Origin of the sequence: Anoxybacillus dikiliensis (assembly GCF_050613275.1) — a bacterium.
Classification (GTDB): domain Bacteria; phylum Bacillota; class Bacilli; order Bacillales; family Anoxybacillaceae; genus Anoxybacillus.
In genome coordinates this window covers 422,501-441,594 of the sequence record NZ_CP187112.1, presented here as the reverse complement: position 1 = coordinate 441,594, position 19,094 = coordinate 422,501, and the positions used below count along the sequence as shown (strand labels likewise).

Below are 19,094 nucleotides of genomic sequence, written 5' to 3'. Positions count from 1 at the left end.
GTATTATAACATAAAGGATGAATTTTTCAACATCTTTTACAAAATGTCCAACCAAATTTTAATAGCTGTTGCTACAATGAGTGCAGCTAAAATAAACTGCAATAGTTTTGTATTGACCTTTTTACCAACGTTTGCTCCGATCGGAGAAGCAATTAAACTTGCAACGACCATAATAAACGCAGTCCAAAAATCAAATTGACCAGTCGTCAGTTTTCCTACGGTTGCCCCAATTGATGAAATAAACGTAATAGCTAGTGATGTAGCAATCGTCATACGCGTTGGAATTTTTAGTACGACGAGCATAATTGGTACAAGAATAAATGCACCAGCGGCTCCAACAATTCCAGCGCTCACTCCGACAATAAATGCTAATGCGGCAGCGAGCCACTTATTAAATGTCACTTGATCGAGTGGAATGTTATCAATTTCTTTTTTCGGAACGAACATCAAAACGGCCGCAATCGTTGCCAACACTGCATAAACGATATTAATGCCGCCTTCACTCATTAATTTTGAACCATAACCACCGATGAAACTACCGAGTAAAATGCTCGTTCCCATGTAAATAATTAACGTTTTATTTAAATATCCACCTTTCCGGTACGCCCAAACACCCCCAATGGTAGCAAACAATACTTGAATGGCGCTAATTCCGGATACTTCATGGGCGCTAAATGCAGCGTAGCCAAGCAACGGTGGAATGTAGAGCAACATCGGATACTTAATGATCGATCCGCCAATTCCAACCATTCCCGAAATAAACGAACCGATAAATCCAATGAGAAAAATCGTCACAATAAAACCGATGTCCATGCTAGTTCACTCCTTATATGAAGCATCGGGACATACGCCCGATGCTTATCACGCCTTACGAATCCAAAATTTTAATACATCGCCTTCTTCAGCCATGTCAATCATTTCATGCCCCGCTGATTTTGCCCATGCGGACAAATCGTTTTTAGCTCCTTTATCCGTCACATGAATTTCTAATACTTGACCTGATTGTAGTGTATCCATTCCTTTTTTTGTACGAACGATTGGCATTGGACACGCCAACCCTTTTGCATCAACAACAAGATCTGCTTTCATGCTTTTCCTCCTTAGAACGTTAACGTAATGTCAGCATCTTTCGCAAAATCGAGGAATGTGACAGCTCCACCAACATCGATGCCATCTACAAAATGTTCTTTTGTTAATCCCATGACATCCATTGTCATTTGACAAGCAATAAATTTCACACCCATTTCTTGAGCCATGCTTACAAGTTCAGGGATCGATGGAACGTTCGCTTGAGCAAATCCTTGTTGAATTTGTTCTTTTCCTTCTGGAAGTGGCAATTGCTTATACGCTTCTTTATGAATTAAATTTAATCCTTCGAATGTGAAGAAAATCGCTACTTCTGCTTCTGTTGCTGCCGCTGCTGTCGCAATGTTAAATACTTTGTACGCATCGAATAATCCACCATTTGCTGCAATAATTGCTACACGTTTGTTCATTGTTCATTTCCTCCCTTAATCATTGTTCCTTTCCATTCTGTCATGCCTGGAATGACATTAAATACATGTGCAAATCCTTTTTCGGCTAATTGTTGCGCAGCGAGATCGCTACGATTGCCTGTTCGGCAAATGACGTAAATCGTCTCATCTTTATTTAATTCATTCATTCGTTCGGACAACTGTCCGAGCGGAATATGATACGCTCCTGGAATATGTCCAAACACATACTCCGCTTCTTCGCGTACGTCTAAAATAAATACTTGTTCATTGTTTTCTACTTTCTTTTGCAATTCGTCTAACGCGACAACGTGAGGATATTTCGTTTCCTCTTTGCTTTCTGTCGGATTCGCTTTGCGAAGGTAATGTTTGAGTACATCTCCTTCTTCAATCGTGCCGATATATTGATGCCCTGTGTTTTTTGCCCAGCCTTGAATATCAGCAAGCGATCCTTTGTCCGTTGCTTGCACTTCCAGCACTTGGCCAGGTTGTAGCTGTTCCATTGCTTTTTTCGTGCGAACGATTGGCATTGGACAAGATAGCCCACGCGCATCAACGACAAGATCTACATTCATTCGATTCCCTCCTATCGTTCGATCTCACCTGTCCACTCAAGCATACCGCCCGTCATATTCACGACTTGGTATCCGTAGCTTTCTAACAATTGACAAGCCATACCACTTCGATTTCCTGAGCGACAAACGAGAATATGCTCTTCATTTTTATCAATTTCATTCATTCGCTCAAGCAATTGGCCGAGCGGAATGTGGCGTGCGCCTGGAATTTTCCCATGCACCACCTCTTCATATTCGCGCACGTCAATAATGCTCAGTGCACGCCCCTCTTTCAATTGTTGCTCTAGTTCTTGTGGGGATATATGTTTCATTTTCCTCACCTCTCTATACTCATAAGGGTATATTTCATCACAAAAAATAAGTTATTACCATTACCTCTATGAGTATATTACAAAACCCCCACCCGTTTGTCAACTGTTTTTTCGCAAAAAAAACCTTGTATCACACAAGGAATTTAAACAAGCGTTTTCTGTTCTTCTTTTCGGAAAAAGCTTCTCATCGCCTGCAACACATCTGATTTTTGTTTTAAAATGTAATAGCGAAATTTTTCATCTTTAATATGTTTGTAAGCCGACATGAGCGTAGAATGACGATTGTACTGATACAACTACACACCCTATACACGTTTTTAAGGTGTAGCTCTGTGAAAAAGAGCCACACCAGCAGAACTTATTATATCTCCTGTTGTAAGGCACATCCCTTCGCACTCCTTATCTACTCTTGGTTTCCTTAAACATATATCATGTTACCATTACTTTTTCCCATTTCTCAAAGCTATAAATATACCATACAATACCAAAAAAACTATTATCATGAAAACGAATTGCATTACTGAATAATCTCGCTGTTGAGCATAAGAATTAAATTTCCCCATTTTCTCATTTATCTGCTTATTAATCTCTTCTTGGCTTGGCGGTTCTTCAAAATCTTTTCTTATGGTCTCTACCGCCCTATTGATATAAGACTGAATCTCATCCTTTGATGGCTTCTCTGCACTGACATCTGCAAAAATAGGTGCCCTTTTTCCTAATATCGTGTCATTTATATAAATATCGTAGTAAAGACTTTGATCGTTCTCTACGAAGTCTCTTAACTCTTTGTTACTTACGTCTATATTCTCATCTAAATATATTGTCTTTACAAAATGAGTATCAATAATCGGCTCTTTCCCTTTTTGTTGTTGAATTTGGACATAATATACTTTTAGAGATTTACTTGTCTCTTCAATTTTGTAATTTAGTAAAATGTGACGAACAATCCAATTTTCTTCGTCATTAGCAAAGACAACTTTGGGTATTAAATTTATTGTTATTATTGAGATAAGTATAGTTAATAAAAAGATAAATCGAATTTCTTTAATACGAATCCCCTCCAAACTATTTCATAGTGCAACTGAAATAAATTTAACTTAAGAAATACAACATTGTAAAGATACAGAACAGAACTCATTAATTAAAATATCGCTTTCGGATTTTTTATATTTTTGATCATGAAATCCACAAATTTCTCAACCCACTTCTCAGCTATTTTACCTGTTGACGCAGCTGCTGCAAATACGGTTGCCATTGAATCATAATACTCTTTCTTAACTTTATAATTTTGTGTTAATTCCATTTTTAATGTTATCTTTAGATTTTCGAATCCTTTTTTAGTTTTCAAACCAAGAAAATCTGAGAAATCAATGTCTTGCATCAATGAATGAGTAGAACTTGACATTAAATAATAACCATCAGGTTGAAGTGAATTCGGTTTCAAAGCATCTAACAGTACAAAGTATTTTGATTCAAATCCTGTATTCCCATATTGTATAGTATCTGCATAATTCCTTTCATACAATGCGGTATTATTGAGTTTCGCTTTAAGTAAATTACTTACATCCAACTGTAGTGTATCCCCTGAGGAGGTTGCGAACTTAATCGTTTTTCCATTTTGTGTAACTCTCATTGACTGATCGAATTTAATTTCTATCTTAAGATCAAGGAACTGTTCAAGTTTAGCATTCAAAGGACCTAATGTGATATAATGTACGGCATCAGCAACATTCTTTATATCTATTTCCTAGTTGATAATTTGCAACCTAGGATTTTTATAGGTGTTTTTTTGAGATTTTATAAGTTCGACCTTGTTGTTCAAAGCATTGTAAGTATTTTTCCCAGCAATCCCATCTGCCTGAAGACCTACTGATTTTTGAAAGTCCTTAACATATTTCTCGGTCTCAGAACCATATACACCATCAACACTAACACTATAGCCTACATATTTCAACATTAACTGCAAATCTTTTACCGCTTGTCCCCGATTTCCTTCTCTAAGTGTCTGACCTGTCCACTGGTCATTGGTGTTCGATGAGTTTGATTGTGATGTTGTCGTTTCTGTTCTAACATACTTTTGTAGAGCTTGGTACGTTTGCTTTCCTGCAATTCCGTCCGCTGTAATTCCAACCTTCTTCTGAAATTCCTTCACAGCCTTCTCTGTATTTGCTCCGTAAACTCCATCAATTCCCCCAGGGTTAAATCCGGCTCTGTAAAGCCAAGATTGCAATGTCTTCACATAATCATTTCGATCACCTCTTTTTAGCGTTTGCTCACTCCATAGATTATTTGCAAAGTTAGATGGATAAGTGACTCTACCAACACTATCCACAACGTACATTTTTGATCCTCCTAGTTATTTTTTGTTTATTATCATATCAGACAACCATCATGGAAAATGTCGAAACATGTCATAAAAACAAAAAAAATCCCCTGCCGAGTAGCAGGGGAATCACAGTTGGATAACCTTTCTTCTTCATCTCTTCTGCTAATCGTCCTACATTTTTTTCTGTCGCGAAATGCCCCGTATAACTTCCTGTCATCTTCAGAGAGTAAACAACCAATATGCCTGACGATCGTTAACGTCAAATCTTTTTCGCGAAGTCGGTTAACTCAATAATACTTTAAGTCCTAGTCTTCAAAAAGGATAAGACTGTCTGACGTTTACTTTGTCAACCGTTTTTTTACGAAAAAAAACCTTGTGTAACACAAGGAATTAAACAAGCGTTTTATGTTCTTCTTTTCTAAAAAAGCTTCTCATCGCTTGCAGTACATCAGACTTTTGTTTCAAAATGTAGTAACGAAACTTTTCATCTTTAATATGCTTATATGCGGACATAAGCGTGGAATGGCGATTGTACTGATTTACTTCCCCGTATCCAAACATATTCGATACTTTCATTAACTCTTGTACGAGCTTCACACAGCGCGCGTTATCGGATGTTAAGTTGTCGCCATCGGAAAAATGAAATGGATAAATGTTATACTTCGTCGGTGAATAGGTCGTTTCAATGACTTCAAGCGCTTTGCGATACGCTGATGAACAAATCGTTCCGCCGCTTTCCCCTTTTGTGAAAAACTCTTCTTCTGTTACAACTTTTGCTTCGGTATGATGAGCGATAAAAACAATATCAACCGTTTCATATTTTGTTCGTAAAAAACGCGTCATCCAAAAGAAAAAGCTTCTAGCCATATATTTTTCCCATACGCCCATTGAGCCGCTCGTATCCATCATCGCAATAACAACCGCTTTTGAATCAGGCTTAATGACTTCATTCCACGTTTTAAACTTTAAATCTTCCGGATAAATTGGATAAAAGCTTGGATTACCGCTCAATGCATTTCGTTTAAAGGCAGCCATCATCGTTTTTTTCTTATCAATATTCCCCATGAGCCCTGTTTTACGAATATCATTAAATTCGATATGTTGAACAACGTGATCTGCGTGTTGCTTTTTCTTTAAATCTGGAAGCTCCAATTGACTAAACAAAGCTTCTTCTAGCTCCATTAAAGACACTTCTGCTTCATAATAATCTTGCCCTGCTAGATCACCTGCTCCTTGACCTTTTCCTGGTCCTTTTTGACCGTCTCCAGAACCGTCGCGCGCAATCACATCGCCAACTTGACTGTCCCCATCGCCTTGGCCGACATGTTTATTTTTGTCATAGTTATAACGAATTTTATATTCATCTAACGAACGAATCGGTATTTTTATGACATCGCGACCATTTGACATAATAATGCTTTCTTCTGTAATTAAATCGCCAAGATTATTTTTAATCGCTTCTTTTACCTTTTCTTCATGCCGTTTTTGATCATCGTGGCCTTTTCGATGGAGGGACCAATCTTCCTTTGACACAATGAAGTTTCTACTCATTTTTTCCCCTCCTACATGTAAAATAATGATGCACACTTTCCCTTTTTCTTGCATACAATATGTTGGCTTTTAAAAATGATAAATGAATGGTTGGTTACTTTATCCTATGCAGCGACCGAAAAAAATTGACAAATGATTTCGAAAATTACTCGAATCCCTTTCTGTTGGACAAGCCTGTTTTCTAAAATGATAAAACAAAGCATGCCAAGTGCGGCATGCTTATCTGTTTAATAAACTTCCAACATAACGAAGCAATTCATTTGCCGAAGTGGAATTGTAACCGTACTCATTAATCAAACGGGCGACAACTTCATTAATTTTCTTTAATTGTTGTTCATCCGGCGTTTTTGTTGATGTCGTAATTTTGACGATGTCTTTCAAATCAGCAAATAGCTTTTTCTGAATCGCTTCGCGTAACCGTTCGTGTGAATTATAATCAAAACGCTGACCTTTACGCGCATATGCCGAAATGCGAATTAAAATTTCTTCACGGAACGCTTTTTTCGCATTTTCTGAAATGCCAATTTGTTCTTCAATCGATCTCATTAGCTTTTCATCTGGATTCATTTCTTCTCCCGTTAGCGGATCGCGAATTTTCGCCTTGTTGCAATACGCCTCTACATTATCTAAATAATTGTCCATCAACGTTTTCGCTGATTCTTCATATGAGTAGACGAACGCTTTTTGGACTTCACGTTTAGCAATCTCATCATACTCTTTTCGAGCAATTGAAATGAAATTTAAGTAACGTTCCCGATCTTCTTTCGAAATGGATGGGTGATGCTCTAATCCTTCCTTCAATGCCCGTAATACATCTAGCGCATTAATGGACGGCACTTCTTTTCGAATAATACAAGACGAAATGCGATTAATGACATACCTCGGATCAATGCCGCTCATTCCTTCATCTGGATGTTCTTTTTTCAATTCCTCTACATCAACTTCATTAAATCCTTCGACAAGCTCGCCATCATACAAGCGCATTTTTTTCACAAGGTCAATATCGCCACGCTTCGGCTCTTTCAAACGCGTTAAAATTGTAAACATCGCCGCCACCCGCAACGTATGTGGGGCAATATGCACATCCGCCACATCGCTTTCACGAATCATTTTTTCATAAATGCGCTCTTCTTCTGACACTTTTAAGTTATACGGGATTGGCATAACGATAATGCGCGAATGAAGCGCCTCGTTCTTTTTATTTGCAATAAACGAACGATACTCTGTTTCGTTCGTGTGGGCAACAATCAATTCATCTGCACTAATAAGCGCAAAACGTCCTGCTTTAAAGTTTCCTTCTTGCGTTAAAGAAAGCAAATGCCATAAAAACTTTTCATCGCACTTTAACATTTCTTGAAATTCCATAATGCCGCGATTTGCTTTGTTTAACTCCCCATCAAAGCGATATGCGCGCGGATCAGATTCTGACCCATATTGAGCAATCGTAGAAAAATCAATGCTGCCCGTTAAATCAGCAATGTCTTGCGACTTCGGATCGGACGGGCTAAACGTCCCAATTCCAACACGCTTATCTTCTGAGAAAAAGATGCGTTCGACCATCACATCTTCAATGCGCCCACCATATTCTTTTTCAAGCCGCATCATATTTAATGGCGACAAATTTCCCTCGATACGAATACCGTACTCTTTATAAAACTCATCGCGCAAGTTGTGCGGAATTAAATGAAGGGGATCTTCATGCATCGGACATCCTTTAATGGCATATACGGCGCCACGATCCGTATATGAATACGCTTCAAGCCCGCGTTTTAACATCGTCACAAGCGTCGATTTCCCGCCGCTGACTGGACCCATTAACAACAAAATGCGCTTTCGAACATCTAAACGTTTGGCAGCTGGATGAAAATATTCTTCCACAAGCCGCTCTAACGCTTCCTCAAGTCCAAACAATTGCCCGCTAAAAAAGTTGTATTTTTTCTTTCCGTCTATTTCTTCTACCCCTGCATCTTTAATCATATTGTAAACGCGAGAATGAGCAGATTGAGCTACCCACGGCTTTTCTTTTACGATTTCTAAGTACTCCGCAAATGTACCTTCCCACTTTAATTTTTGTTCTTCTTCTCTATATTTTTGTATTTTTTTTAAAATGTCCATACACGGACCTCCTCCACCTTTGATGTCTAGCGTCATGATTAATACCATATGTATGCGAGGATGTCCGTAATCATTCGCGAAAGTATGACTTTCATCTCAATGTACAATTAAGCTATAATGAAAGCGTGGACATTTTATTGTCACTTCATAAGGGAGGAGATTTCATATGAAAACGCTTCTTGTTCTTGGCGTCATTTTCGCCTTCTTGGCTGCGATCTTTACAGCAGGATATAACGATAAGCCGGAAGTAAAAAATTAAGCGACTTTCATTCGAAAGTCGCTTAAAATACGTTTGGAAAGTTTTGTTGTCTTAACGCTTCGTACACGAGAATGGCTGCTGTGTTCGATAAATTGAGTGAGCGAACGTATTCGTTCATCGGAATGCGTAAACAACGTTCCATATTTTTTTCGATTAAGTCTTTTGGCAATCCACTCGTCTCGCGACCGAAAACGAAAAAGTAATCTTTCGTTTGATCACTATAGTCAAACGACGTGTAGTATGTTTGACCAAACTTTGTAATAAAGAAAAATTCGCCTTCTTTATATTTATCAAAAAGCTCTTGTAATGAATCGTAATAGTGAATATCTACGTATTCCCAATAATCTAATCCGGCACGCTTCAACATTTTATCATCCGTTGAAAATCCGAGTGGACGAATTAAATGTAACGACGTTCCTGTTGCTGCACATGTACGTGCAATATTACCCGTATTCGCTGGAATTTCTGGTTGATATAAAACGACATGTAAAGCCACATTCTTCACTCCTATGTGTGATCAATAATATGAAAAAATTTATATTGAATATTTGGCGTATAAGCCGTGGAATCTTCATACGACCAATAACGCATGCGACTATTGGACGTATGGGCATTGACGAGCGGCATCCCTTGTTTATCTTTGGCAACGACGATCGTCGTATGATCAAATCGCCCGTCCCCTTGAAAATCATAACAAATGACATCACCGAGAGACAACTGTTCTGGTGTTTTTTTTTCAATAGCTTGAATGCCTGTTTTCGATCCGCTTAAATACCAACGAAACGCATGCGCGACCGTCCACGTATAGCTCCAGTCGTTTTTGCGCGTCCACCATCCTTTTGTTTTGTTTGGATAGCCCATCATCGGAATGCCGCCCGCATGCAAACATTGAGAGACAAAATTTGTACAATCAACGGGAAATGTATGAAAAGCTGGATTATAATCGTTCCACCATATTTCAGCATATTTCACCGCTGCCAGCCGATCATACGTATAACGAACTCGTTCATCTTCATGACGTTCTTGTTTTTTTTCCATTTGCTCTGTCTTGAGATGAGGCACAACAAGATGGTCGCTCACAAGCTTACCACGTTCAAAAATGGCTTCCCGTACCTCTTGTTTCTCCTCGACATACATCCACCCGTCTTGCCAAATAAAAAAACGGAAATGAACGATGTAGCGGACGAACGTGTGAGGGGCAATATGTTTCTTTTCTATTACGACTCCTTTTCCTTCGCATTTCACAAGCTTCGCCTGTCGCTTCGCAAGCAGTTGCTTTTTTCGTTCCATTTCCTCATCCGTCACATTAGCCGCAAAAAAGGAACGAATACGCTGATCGAGAAGGGCGTGTAGCTGTTTTCTCATCTCGCTCACCACTTTTACCTTTTTTACTACGTTATGTCGTAAACAATAGAAAAACAACTACACTCTTTTAAGCATCGCTAACGCGTTATCAATTTCTCGAATAACGTCCTCATCTTGTTCTTTTTCTTTTGCTTGCTGCAACATCGGCACAACTTTCCTGTTTCCGATTTTCCCAAGCGCCCACGCCGCGGTTCCGCGAATGACAGGACGTGAATCTTCCTGAAGCAGTACGAATAAATCATCTATCGCACTCTCATCTTTATAATGAGCCAATGCAATGATCGCATTCCGTTGAATCGGTTTTTTCCCACGCCATGCCCCCGATAAATGCCCAAACGTCTCTTTAAATTGCCGATTCGTCATATGAAGAATTGGTTTTAATAGCGGTTTCACCACTTCCGGATCGGGTTCCATCTCCGCATGGAAGTGAAAGTCTTTTCCTTTATTTTTCGGACAAACGAGTTGACACGTATCACACCCATACAATCGATTACCAATTTTATCGCGAAACTCATCAGGAATAAACGTTTTCGTTTGCGTTAAAAAAGCGATACATCGTTTCGCATTCAACTGTCCCCCTTGTACAAGCGCCCCTGTCGGACAAGCATCAATGCAGCGCGTGCACGTTCCGCATTGATCTTCAATTGGCGCATCCGGAGGAAACGGGATATTTGTAATCATTTCTCCTAAATATACGTACGATCCAAACTCTGGCGTAATAATTGAGCAGTTTTTCCCACTCCACCCGATACCTGCACGCTCGGCTACCGCCCGATCCGATAACTCCCCGGTATCGACCATCGATTTTACTTTTGCATCTGGTACACGGGTGAGAATAAATTGCTCTAGCTTTTGCAGCCGATCGCGTAAAATGATGTGATAATCTTGTCCCCAAGATGCGCGACAAAAAATGCCTCGATGTTCTTTTTTTGTACTTCGTGGAGCGTTTTTCAATTTTGACGGGTAGGCAAGGGCGATCGCAATAATGGAACGCGCTTCTTTCAACAACAAAGATGGAGTTGTTCGTTTGTCAATATCCGGCTCTTCAAATCCTGATTCATAACCGAGTCGTTGTTGCTCACGTAGCCGTTCTTTTAATTCGCTAAACGGATCAGCACTGGCAAAACCGATTTTGTCGATACCAATCGTTCGACTATATTGAATAATTTCCTCTTTTAATGCAGCAACGTCCACTACCCATCCCTCCTTTCATCGCTGTTTATGATACAATGTAAAGAAAAAGGAGTGAACGATATGGTAACCATTTCTGACACAATCAAACAGCATGTGGCTCATTTTAAAATTGGAGTCATTACATATGAACAAATTGTCGTCGGCGCATCTCCAAATATGTTGAAGGGAAAACTCCGTCAATTTCAAGAACTATTGTATTTTGACATGGAGCAAACACCATTGGTTGACTGGCCTGAAGTGAAAGAATGGCGATCGGTGTTCAAACAGGTCGGCACAGATGCAAGCCGATACCGTCCTTCATCAGAAAGTTTGCTTCGGCGCGTACAAAAGAAAACTTTTATTCCATCCATTCATTCAGCAGCTGATGTGAATAACTTTTTTTCCTTATATTATAAACTACCAATCGGCATTTATGACCGAGATCATCTCATAGGAGATATCGTTATCACGATCGGTACACAAGCAGATGAATATATCGGCATCAACGATCGCACGACAAATTTTGAACGAAAACTTGTCTCAAAAGACGCCAAAGGGGCATTCGGCAGTCCAATCGTTGACTCAAAGCGAACGATGGTTACGGAACAAACAACACATGCAATTCAAATCGTATACTTTCTCCCATCATTTACAGAAAAACAATGCGAACAAATGCTAGAAGCAATGAAAGAGATGTTTATTCAAATCCATGGTGGTCATGCATATACACAACTTATATTATAACAAGCACGGGGCAAGCGAAATAAAAAAACGCAATGCCCCGTTCATCTTCGAAACGAAACACTGCGTTGTCCCCGTATGTATGGAGCGGGTGATGGGAATCGAACCCACGACATCAGCTTGGAAGGCTGAGGTTTTACCACTAAACTACACCCGCGCGATAAATTACTCACATAACCATTTTTACTTCTATGCTTTGTCATGCCTCTTCCTCTACTCGCTTGCTCGATGATGATGGATGCGTCGAGGCAACTCGCCAATTACTCGATGATGGGTCGCTCGTGGCTGAGGTTTTACCACTAAACTACACCCGCACATGCAGAAAAAGTAGAAATTTGTCGAATAAGATGCAAAAATAAAAAACAGGACTCCCTGTTTTTTAACTACGTTTTACATTATATCGACTTCCCTAGGACAAGTCAATACTCTTTTTACAATCATCAGAAACCGATTTTTTTCGAGCCTCAATAATCAACTTTCCGCCTTTGACACTTACATTTTCTTTTTGATAGGATTGTCACTCTTGATTTCCTTAACCAGATACGTACGTTCCATCATCAGTAGTGAACCCGTTTCCGATATCATAGTTCCATTTTGACGTGTCTAATTGATCACCATCAAACTCATCCTCCCAAACTAAATTCCATCCCGAATCAGTTTGAGACTCGATCATATTTTTTTCTTCGATGTCAATGAGAAATATGATTCCCGCTGCTGTCAAAAATAACACAACCACGTACAATACTCCCTTCATCAAACGCCTATCCTCCCATATAAGAAGATAAAAAACTAGCTTGTCATCCTTTCAAAAACGATCCTCAAACGATTTAAAAGTTTGAAAGGAAAGACAAGCTTCAAATTGCTTACTACACCTCTTCTGGTAATCGCTTCTCATGTCATCCCGTACAATCGATTGCTTCCACAAGATTCACGAATAATTAATTCCGGTTCAACCATAACCGCTTTCGGCTGAAATTGGCGGTGTATAATATCTCTTAACATATATGCAGCAAGCCGTCCGATTTTCTCTTTATCTTGCCGAACGGAAGTTAAAGCGGATCAGTATAGTTGCAAGCTTCGATATCATCACACCCAACGACCGCAATATCTTCAGGTACTTTCAAACCTTGCTCTTTTATCGCTTTCATCGCGCCAAACGCCATTAAATCCGACGCCGCAAATACCGCTTCGGGACGCTGTGACGAGCTCAAAATCTTTTTCATCGCTTCATCATCTTTGGCGAGGAGACCCCGACTTCTAAGCGAGAGCGAAAGTCGGGGAGGAATCGCCCTTCCTCCTTTCTTTTGTATATGATAGAATAAGAATGTGGAGAAAACCGTTGAATCAAGGCACTCCAATCCCCGTTACTCGATGTAGGGAGTTGGTTGCAGGAAACGTTGCAACCGTAAAACATCGAGCGTACATCCGTCTGTTGTGCGTGGAAGTCAAGTACTGCCTACAGACATGCCGAGCCACTCGGTAGCGATATAGGCATGACCTATGTCGTTGGGTAGTCGTCAACCTGCCCCTGATGCAACCCCAAGTCAAGGAAGGAGGACGAAGTCCGTTCGCACTTCTGGGGAGTTGCAAGCCCCCGCTTCAAGCGTTAGCTAAGTGGGGGTAGTTGACAGCCGCTCTCTACAAAAAAGTCCCCTTGAGCGAACCATTCATCATGAATCGTTAACCCAAATTCTTTCATCGTGTTTCGAAATCCTTTTTCACGAATTTTTGTCACTTGCGCCCCCGGTAAGCCCCCAATATAACCGATATGGCGATAGCCACTAAATAAAAGTGCTCTACTACTTTAGCTGAAATTTTATCACGGCTGTTGATTATCCAAAATTAGGAATACTTCTCCCGTAAAAATGGGCATGCTCAAATAAGACAGCTACCATCTCTGATTTCCAATCGAGAGGAAGTTGCCCAAATAAAACCCGACGAACGAAAGAAATGAACGTGAGGGTGGTTTGCGTTCGTTTCTCTGTTCAGTCATATAGCCATCTCAATCACACATAGGCAATGAACGCCGCAAACAGCTGATTGTAGACGGCGTTTTTTGTTGTCCCAAATAAGGTAGGTACATTCAAGTATTGCTTGATCCATCGAAAAAAGACCTCGACTGCCCAACGCTCTTGATACATGTCGGCAATCTTTTCTGCCGATACGTCAAAGACATTCGTTACGACGCGAATCTCCTTTCCATGGGCATCACGAAAGATGACCACTCGATGACGTTTCTTCGAACGGCATTGCTTCGTTCCTAGCTGACAAGTAAAATCAGCGATGACATTGGAATCGGAAGAAACAAGACGCTGTAAACGGTGACGACGATGAATCTCTACATTTTCTTTCATGCGAATGACAAAAAGTTGTCCATTTTCGGCAAATTGGTCGATCCGTTCGATTTTAAAATACGCCCGATCTTCCACAAGAATTTGCTTCGGATGTGTCAACGCTTCCCCGACAGGACCATCGTGGCGTAGACCGGTTGTTTCCGTGGCATCCATTGGTGACTGGTGTTCAGGAGAATAAGCGACATGCAGTTTAATCCCTGACCGTTCCCCATCATAAGGCGCCCATGGTAGGCGGTTCTTTCCGACTGTCACCGTTGTCGAATCGACAATGCGAAGAGGTTTCGGGAATCGAAGAGATCGCCGTATTTTGCGATTACACTTCGAAACGATTCGTGCAAACAAACGCTTCATGATTTCATATGGAATCTCCTTCGCCTTGTTTGCCACCGTCGAATAATGAAAACGCGGCAATTGGTAAGTGGGCGCCACATCAGCACCATGACGAAAACTCTTCCACTCATGGACAGCAGCGAGAAGGAAAAAGTCGATTAACGTACGTACGGTAAATTTACGAGATGAGTCGTGATAACCGACTGCTTCTGTGATGGTTTGAATGTCTTCGTCTGACACAATTTTTTGCATCAAATTCGGGAGTGTGGTATGCTTGTTCATAAAGAGCACCTCTTTCCTGGGTTTGTTTGTGTGGTTACTTACATTCTACAGGAAAAGTGCTCTTTTTTCTATGTTTTTATGGATATTATTGGTTAATCAACACACGTGTTAGTAAAATAAAATTTTTATCCACTCATACTATACTTCAATCTTTTTGTTTCTTTAAATACAAAAGGAGACAAAATAATTCCTCCGACAAAGCCACCTATATGCCCTGCAATACTTATTCCTGGAATTAAAAAAGTCATGATAAAACCAAGTAGAGTAAACATAATAACAAATCTTTTATCGTATGAAGAAAATTGATTACCGTGTCTAAGAAATAAATATATATACATTCCTAATAATCCGTATCCTACTCCAGAAGAACCTGCCAAAGGAATAGGGTAACCAGAAAATAAATGAATCATTAAGGTTGCAAAAACACTCATGAAGATATAACTCAAAAAAAACTTTTTACTTCCTAATATACGTTCAAGAGGACGAGAAAAAAGTAAAATAAAAGGCATATTTAGAAAGAAATGAAAATAACTCATATGTCCAAAGGCACAAGTAAGCAAACGCCATACTTGTCCTTCATTAACCAATTGAATATCATATGCTCCCAATTGAAGAATTGTCTTGCTATTATAACCTCCCATAAATGTAATAATAATCATCAACACTGTACAGATTCCAACCATAAGTGTTGTAATTGGGTATCGTTTAATAAATGTAGGAATATCTTCCGTTATTCTGAACAACATAATACCTCCTTTTCTGAATATTCATTATCTTAATGACGAAGAATATTTATATAAAGTTTCAACATGACATTTTCCGTATCAAAAGACAATCAAAAGATGTTATCTATTCTCAACAGCAAAACAAAAAAGGATGTAAGGGTGCCAGGTGAACGAAAAATGTCCATGTAAAACCATGAACCGTTTTTTTCAGTTATCACCTCATTAAACAAGAAACAAAAGAAGCCTTGCAAATTCTGCAAAGGCTCAATAGTCAACCTTATGAATTGGTTTCTTTCTTAGTAGTTTTTTTAGTTTCTAAAAATTGTTTACGCACACGATTTTTCCTTCTCGAATCGTATTCAGTATAACACAAAAAAGGGTTTCCACATTCGTGAGAACCCTTGATCCTAAAGCCTTTTCCCTATTTTCGATGCCGATGGTGGGAGTCGAACCCACACGGGGAGCTACCCCACACGATTTTGAGTCGTGCGCGTCTGCCAGTTCCGCCACATCGGCATGTTAAATACAGCGATTCAATTATACCACGACACCTAGCTTTGTCAAGCCTGTTCAGTGCCGAGGGCCGGACTCGAACCGGCACGGTAGTCACCTACCGCAGGATTTTAAGTCCTGTGCGTCTGCCAATTCCGCCACCCCGGCGCATAAAAAAATGGAGGCGGCAACCGGATTCGAACCGGTGGTAAAGGTTTTGCAGACCTCTGCCTTACCACTTGGCTATGCCGCCATGAAACAAAGAGCGGAAGACGGGACTCGAACCCGCGACCCCCACCTTGGCAAGGTGGTGTTCTACCACTGAACTACTTCCGCATTATATGTGGCTGGGGTAGCTGGATTCGAACCAACGCATCACGGAGTCAAAGTCCGTTGCCTTACCGCTTGGCTATACCCCAAAATTCTCAAGCATATATGGGGCGACTAGTGGGAATCGAACCCACGAATGCCAGAGCCACAATCTGGTGCGTTAACCACTTCGCCATAGCCGCCATGTTTTTTTGGCAGGGGCAGTAGGAATCGAACCCACACCGGAGGTTTTGGAGACCTCTGTTCTACCATTAAACTATGCCCCTAAAGTCAAGATGGTGGAGGGGGACGGATTCGAACCGCCGAACCCAAGGGGAGCGGATTTACAGTCCGCCGCGTTTAGCCACTTCGCTACCCCTCCGCAGATGGTGCCGGCTGCAGGACTTGAACCCGCAACCTACTGATTACAAGTCAGTTGCTCTACCAATTGAGCTAAGCCGGCATCATTTAACATGGTGGCTCGGGACGGAATCGAACCGCCGACACAAGGATTTTCAGTCCTTTGCTCTACCGACTGAGCTACCGAGCCGTTTAAGTAATTCACTTATATAGTGGCGGTCCCGACGGGACTCGAACCCGCGATCTCCTGCGTGACAGGCAGGCATGTTAACCACTACACTACGGGACCATTTTGGTTGCGGGGGCAGGATTTGAACCTGCGACCTTCGGGTTATGAGCCCGACGAGCTACCTGGCTGCTCCACCCCGCGATGATAAAATACACACAAATTCATCCATGGTGGAGGATGACGGGATCGAACCGCCGACCCCTTGCTTGTAAGGCAAGTGCTCTCCCAGCTGAGCTAATCCTCCACAAAAGATGACCCGTACGGGATTCGAACCCGTGTTACCGCCGTGAAAGGGCGGTGTCTTAACCACTTGACCAACGGGCCATATATTTCCTAAGTGGCTGGCGGAGAGCAAGGGATTCGAACCCTTGAGACGCTTATCACGTCTACACGATTTCCAATCGTGCTCCTTCGACCACTCGGACAGCTCTCCGTAAATGGCTCCGCAGGTAGGATTCGAACCTACGACCGCTCGGTTAACAGCCGAGTGCTCTACCACTGAGCTACTGCGGAATGATGCGTTAAAGTTAATCATTTCTTTTGCCCGGCAACGTCCTACTCTCGCAGGCGGTGTCCCGCCAACTACCATCGGCGCTGGAGAGCTTAACTTCCGTGTTCGGGATGGGAACGGGTGTGACCTCTCCGCCATCGTCACCGAGCAATAATGCTTTAGACAAATGTTATTATAACGGAATATTTTTTGTTGTCAAGCATTTTTTATTCCTTCAAAACTAGATAACAGGGCTAAACAGTCGCCTACGCTTTTCTTGTTGTCTAGCTTCGAACTAACATCCTCCTACGCCTTCGCTTTTTCCGTTCGACGTGCACGCACGTCTTCGTCAAAAGCTTTTAGCTCCGTCGGATGTTTTCTTGACTACGTCAAGAACCGTTCTCCGCTTTTCTTACTGTCTAGCTTCGGCTCCTAGCCCCTCGAATCGCTTCAGTCCTGCTGTGGCGGCAACAGCCTCCTCGCAGGCCTTCCGCGCTCTTCGTGGCTGAACAGTCGCCTACGCCTTTCTTGTGTGCTTAGTTAAGTCCTCGATCGATTAGTATCCGTCAGCTGCACGTGTCGCCACGCTTCCACCTCGGACCTATCAACCTTGTCATCTTCAAGGGATCTTACTCGCTTGACGCGATGGGAAATCTCATCTTGAGGGGGGCTTCACGCTTAGATGCTTTCAGCGCTTATCCCTTCCGCACATAGCTACCCAGCTGTGCCCCTGGCGGGACAACTGGTACACCAGCGGTGCGTCCATCCCGGTCCTCTCGTACTAAGGACAGCTCCTCTCAAATTTCCTACGCCCGCGACGGATAGGGACCGAACTGTCTCACGACGTTCTGAACCCAGCTCGCGTACCGCTTTAATGGGCGAACAGCCCAACCCTTGGGACCGACTACAGCCCCAGGATGCGATGAGCCGACATCGAGGTGCCAAACCTCCCCGTCGATGTGGACTCTTGGGGGAGATAAGCCTGTTATCCCCGGGGTAGCTTTTATCCGTTGAGCGATGGCCCTTCCATTCGGAACCACCGGATCACTAAGCCCGACTTTCGTCCCTGCTCGACTTGTAGGTCTCGCAGTCAAGCTCCCTTCTGCCTTTACACTCTTCGAATGATTTCCAACCATTCTGAGGGAACCTTTGGGCGCCTCCGTTACGCTTTGGGAGGCGACCGCCCCAGTCAAACTGCCCACCTGACACTGTCTCCCACCCCGATCAGGGGTGCGGGTTAGAATCTCAGTACGACAAGGGTGGTATCCCAACGGCGACTCCACCTAGACTGGCGTCCAGGCTTCTCAGTCTCCCACCTATGCTGTACATGTCGCACCAACATTCAATATCAGGCTGCAGTAAAGCTCCACGGGGTCTTTCCGTCCTGTCGCGGGTAACCTGCATCTTCACAGGTACTATGATTTCACCGGGTCTCTCGTTGAGACAGTGCCCAAGTCGTTACACCTTTCGTGCGGGTCGGAACTTACCCGACAAGGAATTTCGCTACCTTAGGACCGTTATAGTTACGGCCGCCGTTTACTGGGGCTTCGGTTCGCACCTTCGCTTGCGCTAAGCGCTCCCCTTAACCTTCCAGCACCGGGCAGGTGTCAGCCC

The 19,094-nt window shown here is 42.0% G+C and carries 17 protein-coding genes, 17 tRNA genes, 2 rRNA genes and 3 pseudogenes (1 of these 39 cut by a window edge); 1 reads left to right on the top strand and 38 read right to left on the bottom strand.

Annotated features, from left to right (window positions below; all coding sequences use genetic code 11):
- Positions 1 to 36: 36 nt before the first annotated feature.
- The 14 genes and pseudogenes from ACPF7I_RS02440 to queG all read right to left on the bottom strand — a co-directional run bounded on the left by ACPF7I_RS02440 (position 37) and on the right by queG (position 11,189).
- Complete coding sequence (locus tag ACPF7I_RS02440; RefSeq protein WP_430745058.1) at positions 37 to 813, bottom strand: sulfite exporter TauE/SafE family protein; 777 nt, start codon at positions 811 to 813, stop codon at positions 37 to 39.
- A gap of 48 nt (positions 814 to 861) precedes the next feature.
- Positions 862 to 1,089 (bottom strand): sulfurtransferase TusA family protein, encoded by a 228-nt coding sequence (locus ACPF7I_RS02435; RefSeq protein WP_009362054.1) that lies wholly within the window; start codon positions 1,087 to 1,089, stop codon positions 862 to 864.
- A gap of 11 nt (positions 1,090 to 1,100) precedes the next feature.
- Positions 1,101 to 1,496 (bottom strand): DsrE/DsrF/DrsH-like family protein, encoded by a 396-nt coding sequence (locus ACPF7I_RS02430; RefSeq protein WP_009362055.1) that lies wholly within the window; start codon positions 1,494 to 1,496, stop codon positions 1,101 to 1,103.
- The gene (locus ACPF7I_RS02425) at positions 1,493 to 2,068 is read right to left on the bottom strand and encodes a sulfurtransferase TusA family protein (RefSeq protein WP_430745060.1); all 576 of its coding nucleotides are present in this window, start codon (positions 2,066 to 2,068) and stop codon (positions 1,493 to 1,495) included. The genes ACPF7I_RS02430 and ACPF7I_RS02425 overlap by 4 nt, the downstream gene beginning before the upstream one ends.
- A gap of 11 nt (positions 2,069 to 2,079) precedes the next feature.
- Positions 2,080 to 2,379 (bottom strand): rhodanese-like domain-containing protein, encoded by a 300-nt coding sequence (locus ACPF7I_RS02420; protein ID WP_430745062.1) that lies wholly within the window; start codon positions 2,377 to 2,379, stop codon positions 2,080 to 2,082.
- 143 nt (positions 2,380 to 2,522) lie between these two features.
- A pseudogene (locus ACPF7I_RS02415) lies at positions 2,523 to 2,669 on the bottom strand (sporulation protein YhbH); the annotation flags it as partial.
- A 150-nt stretch (positions 2,670 to 2,819) separates the two neighbouring features.
- Entirely contained in the window at positions 2,820 to 3,443 is a 624-nt protein-coding gene (locus tag ACPF7I_RS02410; protein ID WP_430745064.1) for a hypothetical protein, read from the bottom strand.
- A gap of 77 nt (positions 3,444 to 3,520) precedes the next feature.
- Entirely contained in the window at positions 3,521 to 3,949 is a 429-nt protein-coding gene (locus tag ACPF7I_RS02405; protein ID WP_430745065.1) for a hypothetical protein, read from the bottom strand.
- 177 nt (positions 3,950 to 4,126) lie between these two features.
- On the bottom strand, positions 4,127 to 4,720 hold the full coding sequence (locus tag ACPF7I_RS02400; protein ID WP_430745067.1) for a peptidoglycan-binding domain-containing protein: 594 nt from the start codon (positions 4,718 to 4,720) through the stop codon (positions 4,127 to 4,129).
- 375 nt (positions 4,721 to 5,095) lie between these two features.
- A complete protein-coding gene (gene yhbH / locus ACPF7I_RS02395) occupies positions 5,096 to 6,256 on the bottom strand; it encodes a sporulation protein YhbH (RefSeq protein ID WP_430745069.1) in 1,161 nt (386 codons plus the stop codon).
- 219 nt (positions 6,257 to 6,475) lie between these two features.
- Positions 6,476 to 8,371, bottom strand: coding sequence for a PrkA family serine protein kinase (locus ACPF7I_RS02390; protein ID WP_430745071.1), 1,896 nt, complete (start codon positions 8,369 to 8,371; stop codon positions 6,476 to 6,478).
- A 281-nt stretch (positions 8,372 to 8,652) separates the two neighbouring features.
- Positions 8,653 to 9,126 (bottom strand): tRNA (uridine(34)/cytosine(34)/5-carboxymethylaminomethyluridine(34)-2'-O)-methyltransferase TrmL, encoded by a 474-nt coding sequence (gene trmL / locus ACPF7I_RS02385; protein ID WP_370627970.1) that lies wholly within the window; start codon positions 9,124 to 9,126, stop codon positions 8,653 to 8,655.
- Between the two features lie 11 nt (positions 9,127 to 9,137).
- Complete coding sequence (locus ACPF7I_RS02380; RefSeq protein WP_430745073.1) at positions 9,138 to 9,995, bottom strand: amidase domain-containing protein; 858 nt, start codon at positions 9,993 to 9,995, stop codon at positions 9,138 to 9,140.
- Between the two features lie 57 nt (positions 9,996 to 10,052).
- Positions 10,053 to 11,189, bottom strand: a complete 1,137-nt coding sequence (gene queG, locus ACPF7I_RS02375; RefSeq protein ID WP_430745074.1) for a tRNA epoxyqueuosine(34) reductase QueG — start codon at positions 11,187 to 11,189, stop codon at positions 10,053 to 10,055.
- A 60-nt stretch (positions 11,190 to 11,249) separates the two neighbouring features.
- On the opposite strand from queG, the gene ACPF7I_RS02370 reads away from it, so the two are divergent.
- Complete coding sequence (locus ACPF7I_RS02370) at positions 11,250 to 11,912, top strand: B3/B4 domain-containing protein (RefSeq protein ID WP_430745076.1); 663 nt, start codon at positions 11,250 to 11,252, stop codon at positions 11,910 to 11,912.
- 80 nt (positions 11,913 to 11,992) lie between these two features.
- Here ACPF7I_RS02370 and ACPF7I_RS02365 read toward each other — a convergent pair.
- From ACPF7I_RS02365 to ACPF7I_RS02250, 24 genes and pseudogenes are all read right to left on the bottom strand, one after another.
- Positions 11,993 to 12,066: transfer RNA gene (locus tag ACPF7I_RS02365), tRNA-Gly, on the bottom strand.
- A gap of 375 nt (positions 12,067 to 12,441) precedes the next feature.
- Entirely contained in the window at positions 12,442 to 12,666 is a 225-nt protein-coding gene (locus ACPF7I_RS02360; RefSeq protein WP_430745078.1) for a hypothetical protein, read from the bottom strand.
- A gap of 134 nt (positions 12,667 to 12,800) precedes the next feature.
- A pseudogene (locus ACPF7I_RS02355) lies at positions 12,801 to 13,138 on the bottom strand (LacI family DNA-binding transcriptional regulator); the annotation flags it as partial.
- A 377-nt stretch (positions 13,139 to 13,515) separates the two neighbouring features.
- Positions 13,516 to 13,644, bottom strand: a complete 129-nt coding sequence (locus ACPF7I_RS02350; protein ID WP_430745079.1) for a hypothetical protein — start codon at positions 13,642 to 13,644, stop codon at positions 13,516 to 13,518.
- Between the two features lie 97 nt (positions 13,645 to 13,741).
- A pseudogene (locus tag ACPF7I_RS02345) lies at positions 13,742 to 14,875 on the bottom strand (IS4 family transposase).
- 125 nt (positions 14,876 to 15,000) lie between these two features.
- On the bottom strand, positions 15,001 to 15,621 hold the full coding sequence (locus ACPF7I_RS02340) for a rhomboid family intramembrane serine protease (protein ID WP_430745081.1): 621 nt from the start codon (positions 15,619 to 15,621) through the stop codon (positions 15,001 to 15,003).
- Between the two features lie 410 nt (positions 15,622 to 16,031).
- Positions 16,032 to 16,116: transfer RNA gene (locus tag ACPF7I_RS02335), tRNA-Leu, on the bottom strand.
- A 58-nt stretch (positions 16,117 to 16,174) separates the two neighbouring features.
- Positions 16,175 to 16,260, bottom strand: a tRNA-Leu gene (locus ACPF7I_RS02330).
- A gap of 11 nt (positions 16,261 to 16,271) precedes the next feature.
- Positions 16,272 to 16,345: transfer RNA gene (locus ACPF7I_RS02325), tRNA-Cys, on the bottom strand.
- Between the two features lie 11 nt (positions 16,346 to 16,356).
- Positions 16,357 to 16,428: transfer RNA gene (locus tag ACPF7I_RS02320), tRNA-Gly, on the bottom strand.
- Between the two features lie 8 nt (positions 16,429 to 16,436).
- A tRNA-Gln gene (locus ACPF7I_RS02315) sits at positions 16,437 to 16,511 on the bottom strand.
- Positions 16,512 to 16,528: 17 nt separating this feature from the next.
- Positions 16,529 to 16,604: transfer RNA gene (locus ACPF7I_RS02310), tRNA-His, on the bottom strand.
- Positions 16,605 to 16,614: 10 nt separating this feature from the next.
- A tRNA-Trp gene (locus tag ACPF7I_RS02305) sits at positions 16,615 to 16,688 on the bottom strand.
- Positions 16,689 to 16,698: 10 nt separating this feature from the next.
- Positions 16,699 to 16,783: transfer RNA gene (locus ACPF7I_RS02300), tRNA-Tyr, on the bottom strand.
- Between the two features lie 5 nt (positions 16,784 to 16,788).
- Positions 16,789 to 16,864 (bottom strand) — tRNA-Thr (locus ACPF7I_RS02295).
- 11 nt (positions 16,865 to 16,875) lie between these two features.
- Positions 16,876 to 16,951 (bottom strand) — tRNA-Phe (locus ACPF7I_RS02290).
- Positions 16,952 to 16,974: 23 nt separating this feature from the next.
- Positions 16,975 to 17,050: transfer RNA gene (locus tag ACPF7I_RS02285), tRNA-Asp, on the bottom strand.
- Between the two features lie 4 nt (positions 17,051 to 17,054).
- Positions 17,055 to 17,131 (bottom strand) — tRNA-Met (locus ACPF7I_RS02280).
- Positions 17,132 to 17,158: 27 nt separating this feature from the next.
- Positions 17,159 to 17,234, bottom strand: a tRNA-Val gene (locus ACPF7I_RS02275).
- Positions 17,235 to 17,242: 8 nt separating this feature from the next.
- Positions 17,243 to 17,314, bottom strand: a tRNA-Glu gene (locus ACPF7I_RS02270).
- 18 nt (positions 17,315 to 17,332) lie between these two features.
- A tRNA-Ser gene (locus ACPF7I_RS02265) sits at positions 17,333 to 17,423 on the bottom strand.
- Between the two features lie 5 nt (positions 17,424 to 17,428).
- Positions 17,429 to 17,503: transfer RNA gene (locus ACPF7I_RS02260), tRNA-Asn, on the bottom strand.
- A gap of 29 nt (positions 17,504 to 17,532) precedes the next feature.
- A 5S ribosomal RNA gene (gene rrf / locus ACPF7I_RS02255) occupies positions 17,533 to 17,649 on the bottom strand.
- 367 nt (positions 17,650 to 18,016) lie between these two features.
- A 23S ribosomal RNA gene (locus ACPF7I_RS02250) occupies positions 18,017 to 19,094 on the bottom strand (it continues 1,848 nt past the right edge of the window).

Bases quoted from the DNA above. Each gene is read 5' to 3' on its own strand.
- ACPF7I_RS02440 (WP_430745058.1), bottom strand. From the start codon at position 813: ATGGACATCGGTTTTATTGTGACGATTTTTCTCATTGGATTTATCGGT.
- ACPF7I_RS02435 (WP_009362054.1), bottom strand. From the start codon at position 1,089: ATGAAAGCAGATCTTGTTGTTGATGCAAAAGGGTTGGCGTGTCCAATG.
- ACPF7I_RS02430 (WP_009362055.1), bottom strand. From the start codon at position 1,496: ATGAACAAACGTGTAGCAATTATTGCAGCAAATGGTGGATTATTCGAT.
- ACPF7I_RS02425 (WP_430745060.1), bottom strand. From the start codon at position 2,068: ATGAATGTAGATCTTGTCGTTGATGCGCGTGGGCTATCTTGTCCAATG.
- ACPF7I_RS02420 (WP_430745062.1), bottom strand. From the start codon at position 2,379: ATGAAACATATATCCCCACAAGAACTAGAGCAACAATTGAAAGAGGGG.
- ACPF7I_RS02400 (WP_430745067.1), bottom strand. From the start codon at position 4,720: ATGTACGTTGTGGATAGTGTTGGTAGAGTCACTTATCCATCTAACTTT.
- yhbH (WP_430745069.1), bottom strand. From the start codon at position 6,256: ATGAGTAGAAACTTCATTGTGTCAAAGGAAGATTGGTCCCTCCATCGA.
- ACPF7I_RS02390 (WP_430745071.1), bottom strand. From the start codon at position 8,371: ATGGACATTTTAAAAAAAATACAAAAATATAGAGAAGAAGAACAAAAA.
- ACPF7I_RS02380 (WP_430745073.1), bottom strand. From the start codon at position 9,995: ATGAGAAAACAGCTACACGCCCTTCTCGATCAGCGTATTCGTTCCTTT.
- ACPF7I_RS02370 (WP_430745076.1), top strand. From the start codon at position 11,250: ATGGTAACCATTTCTGACACAATCAAACAGCATGTGGCTCATTTTAAA.
- ACPF7I_RS02340 (WP_430745081.1), bottom strand. From the start codon at position 15,621: ATGTTGTTCAGAATAACGGAAGATATTCCTACATTTATTAAACGATAC.